The sequence below is a fragment of the Antarctobacter sp. genome (assembly GCF_034670325.1).
In the GTDB taxonomy this organism is placed as follows: Bacteria; Pseudomonadota; Alphaproteobacteria; order Rhodobacterales; family Rhodobacteraceae; genus Antarctobacter.
The window spans coordinates 276,137-290,079 of sequence record NZ_JAXMNR010000003.1; the positions used below are offsets into that span (position 1 = coordinate 276,137).

Consider the following 13,943-nt stretch of genomic DNA (forward strand, 5'->3'; position numbering starts at 1 on the left):
CTCGATGAAAGGGATTGTTGTGGCATCAGAGTTTCCATCGACTGCACGTGTGGTCATCGTCGGCGGCGGCGTCATGGGTGTGGGGCTGGCCTATCATCTGGGCCACGAAGGCTGGGGTGCCGACACCGTTTTGCTTGAGAAGGCAGAGCTGACATCTGGCAGCACATGGCATGCAGCGGGCCAGATCACCCATTCGACATCCAGCTTCGGGTTGGGCAAATGCGTCGACTACAACATCGGGCTTTATTCCGGCGGCCTTGAGGCCGAAACAGGCCAGCCCGTTACATGGCACGGCTGCGGGTCATTTCGGCTGGCCTATACGACTGATGAAATGGACTGGCTGCGCCACACCTTGTCCGTTGGCCGGTCGCTGGGCTTCAACATCGAGTTGGTAGGGCCGGAAAAGGTCGCCGAGTTGCATCCTTTCTACAATCTCGACGGCGTGTTTGGCGCATTGCACACGCCCGATGACGGCCACGTGGACCCCACGAACGTCACGATGGCCATGGCCACCGGCGCGCGCCAGAAGGGTGTTAGGATCATCCGCCAGTGCCGCGCGACGAACATCACGCAATTGCCGTCTGGTGAATGGCAGGTCGAGACGGACAAGGGCACGATCACCTGCGAACACGTGGTCAACGCGGGCGGCACCTATGCGCGCCAAATGGGCGAATGGTCTGGCTTGCAACTGCCGATGACCTCCATGACCCACCACTATTTTGTCACCGAGCCCGTGCCCGAGTTTGAAACGCTGGAACGCGAACTGCCTGTCATCCGCGACGACAAGAAGGTGTCGGGCTACATCCGGATGGAGCAAAAACGCGGCCTCATCGGGATCTATGAAAAGGAAAATCCTAACTCGGTCTGGCATGATCATTGCCCGTGGGACTATGAAAACTGGTTGTTCGATGCCGACTACGACCGTGTCATGCCTTATCTTGAGGAAAGCCTGAACCGCATGCCGATTTTTGCGGAACTGGGCATTCAACGCGAAGTGCACGGCGCGATCAGCCACCCGCCCGATGGCAATCCATTGATCGGCCCTGCACCCGGCGTGCGCAACTACTGGTGCTGCTGCGGCACCCAGATCGGCATCGGCTGGGGGCCGGGACTGACCCGGGAATTGGCCCGTTGGATGGTGCACGGGGCCGCAGATATTTCCATGCGCGACTACGATCCGCGCCGCTTTGGCAGTTATGCGACGAAAGACTGGCAGGTGATGAAAGCGGAAGAAGATTACTGCCTGCGCCACGAAATCCCGTTCCCGCATTTCAACCGTCTGGCTGGCCGTCCGATCAAACCCTCCCCCCTGCACGATCTGTTGAAATCCAAGGGCGCGGTCCATGAAGAGGTCTACGGGTTCGAACGCCCGCGCTTCTTCGCCAAGGGGATCGCCCAGAAAGATCACTATTCCTTCAACCGCACGCCTGTGGATGACGTCGTCGCAGCCGAAGTCAAAGCCGTGCGCGAGGCGGTAGGGATCATGGATGTGACGGCCTTTACCAAGGTGCGGGTCGAAGGGCCTGACGCCTATGCCCTGCTTGACCGTCTGACAGCAAACCGGATGCCGCAGAAGGTGGGGTCCATCACATTGACCCATATGCTGAACCGCGCGGGCCGGATCGAGTTGGAAACAACCATCGTGCGGATGGCCGAAGATGCGTTCTACCTTGTGTGCGCGGCCTTCTTTGAACAGCGCCTGCTGGATCATCTGGACCAGAACCGCGCGGGCGAAAAGGCGACCATCACGGCGCTGTCTTCCGATTGGTCGGCCCTGTCCCTGAATGGCCCGATGGCAAGGGATGTTCTGGCCGCCTGCACCGATGCTGACTTGTCAAATGCGGGCTTCCGCTGGCTTTCCGCACAGCAGATCACCGTCGCGGGCCACGATATCTGGGCCTTCCGCATGTCCTATGCGGGCGAATTGGGCTGGGAATTCCACATGCCCGCCGCCGACTGCCTTGATGTTTACAACGCCCTTTGGGCCGCTGGAAAGGCACACGGAATTGCCGATTACGGCAGCTTCGCGATGAACGTCATGCGGATGGAAAAAGGGTTCAAAGGCGCGGGCGAGCTGACCAACGAGGTGACGCTGGCCGAGGCGGATGTGCTGCGATTTGCGCGCACCGACAAGGATTATCTGGGCCGCGACAAGACGCTGAACACCGATCTACCTTGGGTATGTGCCTATTTGGAAATCGAACCGGACGGCGTGGCCGACGGACATGGCGGAGAAGCGGTTATGTTGGGGGGAAAAGTTGTCGGCTCTACCGCATCAGTGGCATACGGCCCGACTGTCGGAAAAATTCTGGCCTTTGCCTATATCAAGCCGGAAGCGGCCAAACCAGATACCGCGCTAGACGTCGTGATCCATGGTAGCCCCCGCCGTGCACGCGTGTTGGGCGAACCTGCCTATGATCCACAAAGTATGAAACCAAGGATGGACGCATGACACTTCCCGATACAATGCGCGCTATGGTCACGATGGGGCATGGCGGCCTAGAGCAGATGGTGCTGCATGCGGACTGGCCACGCCCTGACCCCGCCGAGGGTGAGGTTCTGATCCGCGTCGGAGCTTGCGGGCTGAACAATACGGACGTGAACACGCGCTCGGGCTGGTATTCCAAAACCGTGACGGACGCGACAACCGGCGGTGCCTTCGCGGAGGTGGGCAAGGATGATCCCACATGGGGCGGTGCCCCCATCACCTTTCCGCGCATTCAGGGTGCGGATGTTTGCGGGCGCATCGTCGCCGTTGGCACAGGCGTTGATCCTGCGCGCGTTGGTGAACGCGTGATCACTGATGGATGGTTGCGCGACGAAAGTGACCCCGGCAACATGGATAAGACCGGCTATTTCGGGTCAGAGCGTGATGGCGGTTTCGCCGAATACACGACGACGCTGTCGCGCAGTGCTTTGGCGGTTCGGTCTGACCTGACCGATGCCGAACTTGCGACGTTTTCATGTTCCTATTCCACAGCCGAAGGCATGCTGAGCCGCGCCAATGTCGGCGCAAGTGACACTGTGCTGGTGCCCGGTGCGTCAGGCGGCGTTGGTGGGGCCTTGGTGCAATTGGCCAAGCGACGCGGCGCGCGCGTGATCGCGATGGCGTCAGAGGCCAAGCACAAAGAGGTTGCAGGTCTTGGACCTGACAAAATCCTGCCCCGTGCTCCGGAAAACCTGCGTGCCGCCTTGGGCGATGAAAAGATCACCGTGGTGGCAGACGTTGTCGGCGGCCCCTATTGGCCGCACTTGATTGAAGTCCTCGAGCGTGGTGGCCGTTATACCTGTTCCGGCGCGATTGCGGGGCCGATGGTCTCGCTTGATCTGCGTACGTTCTATCTGCGCGACCTGACCTTTACAGGTTCGACCGTGATCACCCCAGAGGTCATGCCCAACCTGATCCGCTACATCGAACAGGGCGAGATCAAGCCAGCCCTTGCCGCGACCTATCCTCTGGATCAACTCCGCGAAGCGCAAGCCGCCTTTATCGCCAAAACGCACACCGGCAACATCGTGGTGACACCGTGAAAATCACACGCATCTCTGTCTATCAAGTCGATCTGCCGCTCAAGTATCCCTATTGGCTGTCCGGCGGGCGGCTGAAATTCGAAATGCTGGACGCAACGCTGGTCAAGATCGAAACCGATGCCGGGTTGATCGGCTGGGGCGAAGGGACCCCTTGGGGGCATACTTACTTGCCCGCCCATGGAGGCGGCATCCGCGCGGGGCTGGCGCTGTTGGCCCCACATCTAATTGGCCTTGATCCGCGCAGCCCAGAGGCGGTGTCGCGGATCATGGACGTGCAACTGCCGGGGCATCCCTATGTCAAATCGGCTGTTGATGTTGCCTGCTGGGATATTTTGGGCCAATCCGCTGGCATGCCGATCTGGCAGTTGCTGGGCGGGGAAGCGGATCAACAGGTGTTGATAAATTCCTCGATCTCGACAGGGTCACCGCAGGATATGCTGGCCCTGATCCAGGCTGCCGCGGACAAGGGATACACAGTGCATTCCGCCAAAGTTGGCGGCACTGACGTCGCCCTTGATATCGAACGGATCGACACGATTTCGGCGGCTGTTCCAGCAGGTCACAAGATCACGTTTGACGTCAACCGGGCATGGCAGCCAGCAGTGGCCATCGAAGTGCTGAATTCCGTGTCTGCCCGTGATTGGGTCGAACAACCCTGCGAGACTTTGGCGCAATGTGCTCATGTGGCGGGGCGCGTGTCCAATCCGATCATGTTGGACGAATGCATGTCAGGATTTGAGGACCATCTGCACGCTTGGAAGCTGGGGGCCTGTGAAGGGGTCAAAGTCAAACCCAATCGTTTGGGCGGGCTGACCCGCGCCCGGCAGGTGCGCGATTTTGGAGTTTCCGTTGGCTGGCAACTGCATGTCGAAGACGTGGGCGGCTCGGTTTTGGCGGATACCGCTGCGCTGCATCTTGCCGCCTCTACTGCCGCACCGAACCGGCTGGCGAGTTGGTTGTGCCACGACCACCTAAGCGTCGATCTGGCACCGGGCCAAGGGGTGCGCAATCAGGGCGGTCATGTGGAGCTACCAAACCAGCCGGGTCTGGGCGTCGTGCCAGAGGCGGACCTTCTAGAAGAGCCAGTGGCTGTCTATTCATGAAGGTGACCGGCATCACCCTCTGGTCGGTGGATCTGACCAGCCACGAAACCTACTACATGGCCGACGGGAAAACCTGCGCCACCGTCAAAACCCATGTGCTTTGTCTGGAAACGGATACCGGCCTGAAAGGCTGGGGCGAGGTGTGCCCGATCCCGCATTACCTGCCGGCGTTCGCGGACGGCGTGCCAAGTGCGATAACAGAGATGGCCCCCGAAATCCTTGGCATCACACCGACGGGTGTCGATGCGCCGATGCGCAAGCTGGACGCTTTCCTACCGGGACATAACCACGCGAAATCCATTGTCGATATGGCGCTGTGGGACCTTTTTGGCAAAGCCACGGACCTTCCCCTCTATCACCTTCTGGGCGGCAGAACCCGCCGCGACATGCCGCTGTATCATTCGATCACCTGCGTAGCGCCTGACGAAATGGCACGGATCGCGAAGGAGGCTTATGCAACGGGTATTCGGCAGTTTCAGGTGAAACTGGGGGCGGATGCAGATTGGCAGGCAGATACCGAACGATTGATACGCGTGCGTGAGGCCGTGGGTCGCGGGCCTTTGGTGTATGGTGACTGGAACTGTGGCGCCACGAAACTGCATGCCACACGCACAGGCCGCGCGGTGGCCCATCTCGACATTATGCTAGAACAGCCCTGCAAGACACTCGAGGACTGCGCCGCCGTGCGCCAAGCCACCGGCCTGCCCATGAAAATCGACGAGGGCGTATATGATCTAGCGTCGTTGATGCGGGCGGCAGACCTTGGCGTACTGGACGCGGTCGCCCTGAAGCTGTCGAAATTCGGTGGGCTTTCGGCCATGCGCCGCGCGCGCGACCTGACGGTGCATCTGGGCGCTCAGATTTGCGCAGAATGCACATGGGGCTCGGACATCGTCACCGCAGCCTCACTGCATTTCGCCGCATCAACGCCGCAAGGCGCACTGCTAAATACGTGCGACTTGTCGTCCTATGTCACACCACGGATCGCACCGGATTGCCCGACCCGCGAAAACGGAAGCATCGCCCCGCCGACCGGAGCGGGGCTTGGCGTCACGCCTGACCCTGACATCCTTGGAACCCCCATTCTTGAACTGGCCTGAGACATGCAAAAACTGACATCGCAATCCGACTGGATCACCCGCGCACAAGCGGTCTTGCCCGCTGGCGGTTTCGGCAATTTCGACCCTGGCATCATGATCGCGCGGGGGGAAGGCAGCCGCGTTTGGGATGAGGATGGCAACGAATACATCGACTATCTGATCGGGTCTGGCCCGATGCTGCTGGGTCATGGCCACCCCGAGGTCATGGAAGCGGTTCTAGAACAGCTGCCCAAGGGCATGACGTTCTTCGCCAACAACGCCAAAGGCGTCGAGCTGGCCGAGGCGATCGTGGAGGCCGTCCCTTGCTGCGAGCAGGTCCGGTTCGTGGCCTCTGGTGGCGAGGCGGATATGTACGCCATCCGCCTTGCCCGCGCCTACACAGGTCGCAACAAAATCCTGAAATTCGAAGGCGGCTATCACGGCATGAGTGCCGAGGCACAAATGAGCCTTGCGCCTGCTGCCCGCGTGAACTTTCCCCAAGCGGTGCCAGACAGCGCTGGCATCCCGCAGGGTGTTGCGGATCAAATGTTGATCGCACCATACAATGATCTGGCAGCAGTCGACGCTCTTTTGAACGAACACAAAGACGTCGCGGCGATTATCGCGGAACCTTTGCAAAGGATCATTCCTGCCGAGCCGGGGTATCTTCAGGGGCTGCGTGATCTCTGCGACAAGCACAATGTCCTGCTGATCTTCGATGAAATCGTCACAGGATTTCGCGTGGCCTACGGCGGCGCGCAGGAGCGATATGGCGTGACGCCTGACATCTGCACGTTGGGCAAGATTATTGGCGGCGGCTTTCCTCTTGCGGCTCTTGGGGCCAGCGCGCAGATCATGCAGCATTTTGACAAGGATATTGTCGGCGCTGACAAATGGCTCATGCAACTTGGGACACTCTCGGGTAACCCCGTCGCAGCGGCGGCGGGTCTCAAGACAATGGAGGTTCTGCGCCGTCCGGGAAGTTATGAACGTCTGCGCTCCATCGGCAAAAAACTTCAAGAGATGCAAAGTGATGCCCTGACCAAGGCCGGTGTCCCGCACCAAATCTGCGGCGATGAAACCCTGTTTGATATCTTTTTCACTGAGGCTGCCTGCAGGGATTATCGCTCTGCAAAACACGATGATCCGGCCAAAAACGCCGCTTATAACGCCGCGCTGCGCAAACATGGCATCTTCAAATCACCTGGAAAGCTCTACCCATCCCTTGCGATTACCGAAGCCGATCTGGAACACACACAAGCTGCGGTTTTGGAAGCTGTACGTTCAACCTTTTTGGATTAGGAGTGTTTGGCGCACAGCCAAACAGGAGAGTTTACGTGACCTACCAGATAGGCATCGGCCCAAATGTCCGGAAGTCAGTGTACTTCGATGCAACTGTCGCGGATGGAGTTGAAAGCTTTTCGGTTTATAATCATATGCTTATACCGTCCCATTTTGGTGATCAGCAGGCTGAATATGACAGTCTGATGACCGGTGTGGCGATGTGGGATGTGGCGGCTCAGCGTCAGATTGAAATTGCGGGTCCGGATGCGGCGCAGCTTATTCAATATCTGACCACGCGCGATATGGGTAAAACCAGAGTTGGCCAAGGGCGGTATGTTCCGATCTGCAATCATGACGGCATTCTGATCAACGATCCCGTCTTGCTGATGCTTGCCCCGAACAGGTATTGGCTCTCTATCGCGGACAGCGATATCGAACTTTGGGCAAGCGCCATCGCTGCGGAACGTGGCTTGGATGTACGGGTATTTGAACCCGATGTGTCGCCGCTCGCAATTCAGGGTCCGTTAGCCGAGCAGGTGGCCGTTGATCTGTTTGGCGACTGGGTGAAATCCCTGAAATACTTTGGGTTCAAGCAAACCGAGCTGGATGGAATCCCGCTTGTGCTGGCGCGCTCTGGCTGGTCCAAACAAGGCGGGTTCGAACTATACTTGCAGGATGGATCACGCGGTCATGAGCTTTGGCAACGCGTCAAAGCCGCAGGCGCGGCTTATGGTATTCGTCCGGGCGCACCCAATGACATCGAGCGTCTCGAAAGCGGTCTGGTCTCTTACGGTGCCGATGGGAGATTGCAGGTAAATCCCTGTAATCCTTTTGAAATATCTTTGGGAAAGCTGGTTGATTTTGATAGCCCAGATGATTTTGTCGGTAAGGCGGCGCTTCTGAAAATCAAGGCTGAAGGCGCGAAGCGTAGGCGTGTTGGCTTTGTCATCGCCGGCGCGCCACTCCTTGGTTGCCAACATTCGTTACACGTCCAAACGACCGATGGTAAGGTCGTTGGCGTCTTGAGCGAATTTGCCTATTCCCGCCGGTTTTCAAAGAACATCGGCGTTGGGATGATGTCGACGGAGATCGAGAGCGCTTCGCAGGATCTTATAATTGATTTGGACGGGGTGGGTCGTGAAATCAATGTTGAGGAATTGCCCTTTGCATAATGGGTTGGCCATGCTGGCAGCGGCCATTTGAACCAGTGCGGTGAAGGTTTGGTTCGAGTGTTCTTTAGGGGCTCAACCCGGTAAGGACGGCAGACAGGTTTGCGATCGCCGATCCTCGCCCCGTTCAATGACCACTTCGGTGAAATGTGTTTCATTGCGACAAAAGCCTTGCTGCACTCGCAGAATAATGCTGCGCCAACACTAGCTGCGCCTGCACAAGTCCGTTTTGAACGCACAGCCGACCTTCACCCGCCGAGAATGGTGTAAGATGGACAAATGGACGGTCTGGTAAAGCTGCACCGCAGCGCTCGGCCACGAGGCGCACGGCAGGTCAGGGCCGGTGGTCCCCAAAACGTCGTCCTCACCAAATCCCAAACCCACCGTCCGCAGCCCAGTCCACCCCCTCAAAACCTAACAGGGTGTAAAAACGCCTCTGTAACTCCTTGATCTTGCACAACCGCTAAGCTGTCCACATGTGGACACCCTCCCAAAACCCGCGCTGCCATTGGCAACCAAATCCCCAGCAGGCACACTCCTCCCATAGGCCAGCCAAGGAGGGATTCGCATGAAAGTCGGTATCGTCGGGGCGGGCATGGTGGGCAGTGCCGCCGGATTTGCTCTGGTCATGCAGAACACCGTCTCGGACCTCGTTCTGATCGACCTCAACGCCGCCCGCGCACAGGCCGAGGCCGAGGACATCGCCCACGCCGTCCCCTTCGCAGGCTCCACCATCGTCCGCTCCGGCACCTACAAGGACATCGCCGACGCCTCCGTCGTCATCCTCGCCTGCGGCGTCTCTCAGAAACCGGGTGAGACCCGCCCCGAATTGCTTGGCCGCAACGCCGCCGTCTTTCGTGCGGTCATCGGCGAGGTCATGGCCGTCGCCCCAAACGCCATCCTACTGGTCGCCAGCAACCCCGTCGACGTCATCACCGATATCGCCACCCAACTGTCCGGACTGCCGCCCGCCCGCGTGATCGGGTCGGGCACCATCCTCGACACCGCCCGCTTTCGTTGGCTGATCGGGCGGCACCTCGGCATCGCGCCTGGATCGGTCCACGGCTACGTCTTGGGCGAACACGGCGACTCAGAGGTGCTGGCCTGGTCCAACACCTGTGCCGGATCGGTGCCACTCGCCGCCTTTGCCGCCCAAATCGGCGCGCCCTTGACGGCTGAGGTTCGCGCCCGCATCGACAAGGGCGTGCGCCGCGCCGCCTATACGATCATCGCCGGAAAAGGCGCGACATGGTACGGTATCGGCGCGGGACTGGCGCGGATCGTCAAGGCCATCGGTCGGGACGAACAGGCGGTGCTGTCGGTCTCAATCGTTGAAAAGGACGTGCTGGGCGTGCCGGACGTGGCATTGTCCTTGCCCCGTCTGGTAGGGGCCAAAGGGGTCACGGCGACGCTTTGGCCGGACCTCAACCCCGAGGAAACAGAGGCGCTGCGCCGCTCCGCTACCCTGCTCAAGGAAATGTCGGACAGCGTGGCGCTGCCCGACTGATCAAACCGCCCGCGCCACCACCAGCCAGTTGGGCAGCTTCTTGGGATAGCCTCCGGTCTCGACCACTTCGAACCCCGCGGCAATCAGCGCGGACTCGATCTGTGCGGGCCGCAGGCTATGCACCGGCCCCGGAGCCTTGCCGATCTTCTGCAATGCCCAGATCAAGGGGCGGAACCACGGCTTGCCACCAAGGCAGGGTGTCTTGGAGATGAACAATCCGCCCTCGGGTAGCAGTCCCCGCACATGGGCCATGACCGCCGCCGGATCGTCCACAAGATGCAGAAGGTTAAAGGCCAGCACAGCATCATACTGTTGCCCCGCGCCCGCCGTCCCGGCTGCGTCCACGGCAAAGGAAACATGATCGACCGCTGAGGCCTTGTCGTTGGCAATGCGCACCATTTCCTTGGATAGGTCAGTGCCCAGATAACGCGCCACCCCGTCCGCCAGCTTTAGCGCCGTGGTCCCGGTGCCGCAGCCCAGTTCCATCACTGACATGTCAGGCCGCAGCCAGTGCCGCACGCGATCCAGCGTCGCCTCATAGGCGTCCATGTTGCCAATCGGCTGTGTCGAATATTTCTGTGCAATTCCGTCCCAAAAGGCTGCCGGTGTCATGAACCTGTCTCCATCAAATGTGTCTGGAGCGCATATACGCCAAAGCATGTCTTCCGGGGATTGCCGAATACCGCAGCGGTCCCATGCGGGATCGCATGGGACCGCTGCGGGGCGGCGGGCTACTCTGCCGCGTCGCGCTTGGGCAGAACCCAATCACGGCGCACAAAATGGCAGGTGTAGCCGCTCGGGAGACGTTGCAGATAGTCCTGATGCTCTGGCTCCGCCTCCCAGAAATCACCTACGGGTTCGACCTCTGTCACCACTTTGCCGGGCCAGAGGTCGCTGGCGTCAACATCCGCAATGGTGTCCAGCGCGCAGGCGCGCTGGTCCTCATCCACGTAATAGATGGCCGACCGATAGCTCATCCCAAGATCGTTTCCCTGACGGTTCACGGTTGTCGGGTCGTGGATCTGAAAGAAGAATTCCAGCAGCTTGCGGTAGGAAATCCGCTCTGGATCAAACAGGATCTCGATCCCTTCGGCGTGGGTGCCGTGGTTGCGATAGGTGGCATTCTTCACGTCGCCCCCGGTATAGCCGACGCGGGTTTCGATCACGCCGGGCATCTTGCGGATCAGCTCCTGCATGCCCCAAAAGCAGCCGCCAGCCAGAACAGCACGCTCACTCATTGGATATCCTCCACCTGATCGATGTAATCGCCATAGCCTTCGTCCTGCATCTCATCCTTGGGGATGAACCGCAGCGAGGCCGAGTTGATGCAGTACCGCAAACCACCCTGTGCCATTGGCCCGTCGGGAAAGACGTGACCCAGATGACTGTCGCCGTGACGCGAGCGCACCTCGGTGCGAATCATGCCAAGGCTGGTATCGCGTATCTCGACAACATTGTCCGGTTCGATCGGCTTGACGAAGCTGGGCCAGCCGCATCCTGATTCGTATTTTGCCGCCGAAGCGAACAGCGGTTCGCCCGAAACCACGTCGACGTAGATGCCCGGCTCTTTCGTGTGCAAGAATTCGCCGGTGCCCGGACGCTCTGTCCCGGCCTCTTGGGTGACGTGGTACTGCTCGGGAGTCAAGCTGTTGATAACCTCCGGTCTTCGCTCATATTTCGCCACGTTGTCCTCCTGTGCTACCGCGCCTTGCATTAGATGGGTTGGAACCGCGATTTTCAAAGCGATTTGTCATGGAACTCACGTTGCCTTGCGCGGCTCTTGCGCGATGGCGGGACGGCTGCCATGTAACGAGCGAGTGACACGTGCTTTCTCCCAAGAAAACCGACTGTCGCTCCGGGCGCTGGGATGGCAGCTCAGCGCCCGTCTTATTGCCCCAACATACCGTCTGACGCGCCGATTCTAAGGCGTGCCACAGCCCAGCGGGCGGCGTCCCGCACGGCGGGGTCTAGGTCGTTGCACAGGGCCTGCACGGTGGGGATTAGCGATACAGACCCAGAGTTGCCGATGGCGTAGCAGACGTTGCGCACAAACCGGTCGCGCCCGATCCGCTTGATAGGAGAGCCGGAAAACCGCACCCGAAATCCCGGGTCATCCAGTGCCGCCAGATCCGCCAAGGGGGGGGCCACAAGGTCGCCCCGCGCGTGGTACTTCACCTCTTCGGCCTGCTGCGCGAACTTGTTCCACGGGCAGACAGCAAGACAATCGTCACAACCGTAGATGCGGTTGCCCAGACCGGCGCGCAGGTCCTCGTCCACCGGACCTTTGTGTTCGATCGTCAGGTAGGAAATGCACCGCCGCGCGTCGAGGTGATAGGGCGCGGGGAAGGCATCGGTCGGGCAGATATCCAGACAGGCCCGGCAAGAGCCGCAGTGATCCCGCTCGGCCCCGTCGACTTCCAGATCCAGCGTCGTAAAGATACAGCCCAGAAACAGCCAGGACCCCAGCCGCCGACTGACAAGATTGGTGTGCTTGCCCTGCCATCCAAGTCCCGCCGCTTGCGCCAAGGGTTTTTCCGGCACCGGGGCGGTGTCGACAAATACCTTGATCTCACCGCCCGCCGCGTCGATCAGCCAACGGCCCAACCGTTTCAGCCGCTTCTTGACCACGTCGTGATAGTCACGATTGCGGGCGTAGACACTGATTGCGGCACTCTCACGCGCCTTCAGAACGGCCAAAGGGTCCTCGTCAGGCCCATAATTCTCGGCCAGCATGATGATAGACCGCGCCTCCGGCCAGAGCACATCCGGGGCGCCGCGCCAATGCACACGCTCTGCCAGCCATCCCATCTGGCCGTGATAGCCCTGCGCCAGAAAACCCTGCAAACGCTCCATGACGTCCGGAACGTCACCGGGGCGGCAAATTCGGCAGTCGGCGAAACCCACATCGGCGGCCTCACGTTTCACGCGCTCGGTCAGACCGGTCACAAGGTCCCCCGCTTCTTCTGTCTGAAAATATCCCGGGGGAGGCCCGCAGGGACGGGGGCAGCGCCCCCCACGATTTTTCGACGAAAAATCGCCTCCCGCTCAGAAATCAAGGTCGGCATAATGCGCCGGTGGCGGAAAGCCCGGCACCTGGTCGGCAAGGATCGACCGGAATGCGGGGCGCGACTTGATCTTGGCGTACCAGTCCTTGACCACCTCGGACCGGTTCCAATCCACGTCCGAGATGTAATCGAGACTCGACAGATGCGCGGCAGCCGCGAAATCGGCCAACGTCATGTTGTCCCCTGCCAGCCAGCGGCGGTGATCCAGCAGCCACGCCATGTAGTCGAGGTGATACTTGACCGCCTTGGCACCTGATTTGACGTTGCCGCTGTCGGGAAAGCCGGCCTTCATCACCTTCTTGTTCACCCGCTCATACAGCAGCTTCGAGGTGACCTCATTGTGGAACTTGTCGTCGAACCAGCCCACGATGCGGCGCACTTCGTATCGGGCGTCGGCAGAGCGCGGCATCAGCGACGGCTCGGGGTACTTTTCTTCGATCCACTCGCAGATCGCGGCGCTTTCGGCCATGATCTTGCCGTCGATCTTCAGCACTGGAACCTTGGCCGCCGGGTTGCGGCGCATGAAATCCGGGTCCTTCTCCCAATAGCGTTCCTCGACCAGCTCACACTCGATCTTCTTTTCAGCGAGGCTGAGTCGGACCTTGCGGCAGAACGGGGAGAGGGGAACGTGGTAGAGCTTGGCCATTTGGGATCCGGATTGCGGGGAACCCCCTCTACTTGCCGTGAAAGCGGGCCAGTTTCAACGAGATTGATGGGATGCGGCGATCCGGTGCCGGCTGCAGTCTTGCCAGCAAGGGGATTTTCAGCGCCCGAAGGGTGTTCTAGGGTGCCGCCATGACACAGCTGTCCCTGCATCACATTTCACTGCCCGTGCGTGATCTCGCGCGGTCAGCAGAGTTCTATGACAACGCCTTGGGCCTGCCCCGGCTGGACCGGCCCGGGTTTGGGTTTGACGGGGTTTGGTACGGCTGTGGCGACGGTCAGTTGCACCTGATCGTCAACCCCGACGGCACCTATCGCAGCGGGCCGGTGACGGGCGGGGATGTGCATTTCGCCCTGTCGACCGATGATTTCGACGGCGTCTTGGCCCGGTTGGCAGAAGCGGGCTACAGCGAAGATGCGGCTGCTGACGCCCCGACTCACCTTCGGGTCAGGCGCGACAGCGATGCCGGTTTCGCACAGGCCTTTCTCATGGACCCGGACGGGCATCTGGTTGAGATCAACCGCGCCCGCGGTTGATCCGC

At 60.2% G+C, this 13,943-nt stretch carries 13 protein-coding genes; 8 read left to right on the forward strand and 5 right to left on the reverse strand.

The genetic code is table 11. The features are described 5' to 3' along the window. Positions 1-4 precede the first annotated feature (4 nt). The 7 genes from VOI21_RS09335 (at position 5) to VOI21_RS09365 (ending at position 9,673) form a co-directional block, all read left to right on the forward strand. Positions 5-2,452: an FAD-dependent oxidoreductase gene (locus VOI21_RS09335; protein ID WP_323769571.1), complete on the forward strand. Its 2,448-nt coding sequence runs from the start codon at positions 5-7 to the stop codon at positions 2,450-2,452. After that, positions 2,449-3,531, forward strand: a complete 1,083-nt coding sequence (locus tag VOI21_RS09340) for an alcohol dehydrogenase family protein (protein WP_323769572.1) — start codon at positions 2,449-2,451, stop codon at positions 3,529-3,531. Before VOI21_RS09335 ends, VOI21_RS09340 begins: the two co-directional genes overlap by 4 nt. Then, positions 3,528-4,634, forward strand: a complete 1,107-nt coding sequence (locus VOI21_RS09345) for a mandelate racemase/muconate lactonizing enzyme family protein (protein WP_323769573.1) — start codon at positions 3,528-3,530, stop codon at positions 4,632-4,634. Before VOI21_RS09340 ends, VOI21_RS09345 begins: the two co-directional genes overlap by 4 nt. Next, positions 4,631-5,734, forward strand: coding sequence for a mandelate racemase/muconate lactonizing enzyme family protein (locus VOI21_RS09350; RefSeq protein ID WP_323769575.1), 1,104 nt, complete (start codon positions 4,631-4,633; stop codon positions 5,732-5,734). Before VOI21_RS09345 ends, VOI21_RS09350 begins: the two co-directional genes overlap by 4 nt. Positions 5,735-5,737: 3 nt before the next feature. Next, positions 5,738-7,015 carry an aspartate aminotransferase family protein gene (locus tag VOI21_RS09355; protein ID WP_323769576.1) on the forward strand — a complete coding sequence of 426 codons (1,278 nt, stop codon included), beginning with the start codon at positions 5,738-5,740 and terminating at the stop codon, positions 7,013-7,015. 35 nt (positions 7,016-7,050) lie between these two features. Continuing rightward, positions 7,051-8,169 carry a glycine cleavage T C-terminal barrel domain-containing protein gene (locus tag VOI21_RS09360; RefSeq protein WP_323769577.1) on the forward strand — a complete coding sequence of 373 codons (1,119 nt, stop codon included), beginning with the start codon at positions 7,051-7,053 and terminating at the stop codon, positions 8,167-8,169. A 565-nt stretch (positions 8,170-8,734) separates the two neighbouring features. Continuing rightward, positions 8,735-9,673: an L-lactate dehydrogenase gene (locus VOI21_RS09365; RefSeq protein WP_323769578.1), complete on the forward strand. Its 939-nt coding sequence runs from the start codon at positions 8,735-8,737 to the stop codon at positions 9,671-9,673. Here the strand turns inward: VOI21_RS09365 and VOI21_RS09370 are convergent, their stop codons facing one another. The 5 genes from VOI21_RS09370 to VOI21_RS09390 all read right to left on the reverse strand — a co-directional run bounded on the left by VOI21_RS09370 (position 9,674) and on the right by VOI21_RS09390 (position 13,384). After that, the gene (locus VOI21_RS09370; protein ID WP_323769579.1) at positions 9,674-10,285 is read right to left on the reverse strand and encodes a class I SAM-dependent methyltransferase; all 612 of its coding nucleotides are present in this window, start codon (positions 10,283-10,285) and stop codon (positions 9,674-9,676) included. A gap of 119 nt (positions 10,286-10,404) precedes the next feature. Then, a complete protein-coding gene (gene msrA, locus VOI21_RS09375; RefSeq protein WP_323769580.1) occupies positions 10,405-10,911 on the reverse strand; it encodes a peptide-methionine (S)-S-oxide reductase MsrA in 507 nt (168 codons plus the stop codon). Next, positions 10,908-11,357, reverse strand: coding sequence for a peptide-methionine (R)-S-oxide reductase MsrB (gene msrB / locus VOI21_RS09380; RefSeq protein WP_323769582.1), 450 nt, complete (start codon positions 11,355-11,357; stop codon positions 10,908-10,910). Before msrB ends, msrA begins: the two co-directional genes overlap by 4 nt. Positions 11,358-11,560: 203 nt before the next feature. Next, positions 11,561-12,619 (reverse strand): tRNA epoxyqueuosine(34) reductase QueG, encoded by a 1,059-nt coding sequence (queG, locus tag VOI21_RS09385; RefSeq protein WP_323769583.1) that lies wholly within the window; start codon positions 12,617-12,619, stop codon positions 11,561-11,563. A 99-nt stretch (positions 12,620-12,718) separates the two neighbouring features. Then, complete coding sequence (locus tag VOI21_RS09390) at positions 12,719-13,384, reverse strand: glutathione S-transferase family protein (protein WP_323769584.1); 666 nt, start codon at positions 13,382-13,384, stop codon at positions 12,719-12,721. 149 nt (positions 13,385-13,533) lie between these two features. Between VOI21_RS09390 and VOI21_RS09395 the strand changes: the two genes are divergently transcribed. Next, a complete protein-coding gene (locus tag VOI21_RS09395) occupies positions 13,534-13,938 on the forward strand; it encodes a VOC family protein (protein WP_323769585.1) in 405 nt (134 codons plus the stop codon). Positions 13,939-13,943: the final 5 nt, after the last annotated feature.

Excerpts from the sequence above, each read along its gene's own strand:
- VOI21_RS09335 (WP_323769571.1), top strand. The coding sequence starts at position 5 with ATGAAAGGGATTGTTGTGGCATCAGAGTTTCCATCGACTGCACGTGTG.
- msrA (WP_323769580.1), bottom strand. The coding sequence starts at position 10,911 with ATGAGTGAGCGTGCTGTTCTGGCTGGCGGCTGCTTTTGGGGCATGCAG.
- VOI21_RS09370 (WP_323769579.1), bottom strand. The coding sequence starts at position 10,285 with ATGACACCGGCAGCCTTTTGGGACGGAATTGCACAGAAATATTCGACA.
- VOI21_RS09365 (WP_323769578.1), top strand. The coding sequence starts at position 8,735 with ATGAAAGTCGGTATCGTCGGGGCGGGCATGGTGGGCAGTGCCGCCGGA.
- VOI21_RS09350 (WP_323769575.1), top strand. The coding sequence starts at position 4,631 with ATGAAGGTGACCGGCATCACCCTCTGGTCGGTGGATCTGACCAGCCAC.
- VOI21_RS09390 (WP_323769584.1), bottom strand. The coding sequence starts at position 13,384 with ATGGCCAAGCTCTACCACGTTCCCCTCTCCCCGTTCTGCCGCAAGGTC.
- VOI21_RS09340 (WP_323769572.1), top strand. The coding sequence starts at position 2,449 with ATGACACTTCCCGATACAATGCGCGCTATGGTCACGATGGGGCATGGC.
- VOI21_RS09355 (WP_323769576.1), top strand. The coding sequence starts at position 5,738 with ATGCAAAAACTGACATCGCAATCCGACTGGATCACCCGCGCACAAGCG.
- VOI21_RS09395 (WP_323769585.1), top strand. The coding sequence starts at position 13,534 with ATGACACAGCTGTCCCTGCATCACATTTCACTGCCCGTGCGTGATCTC.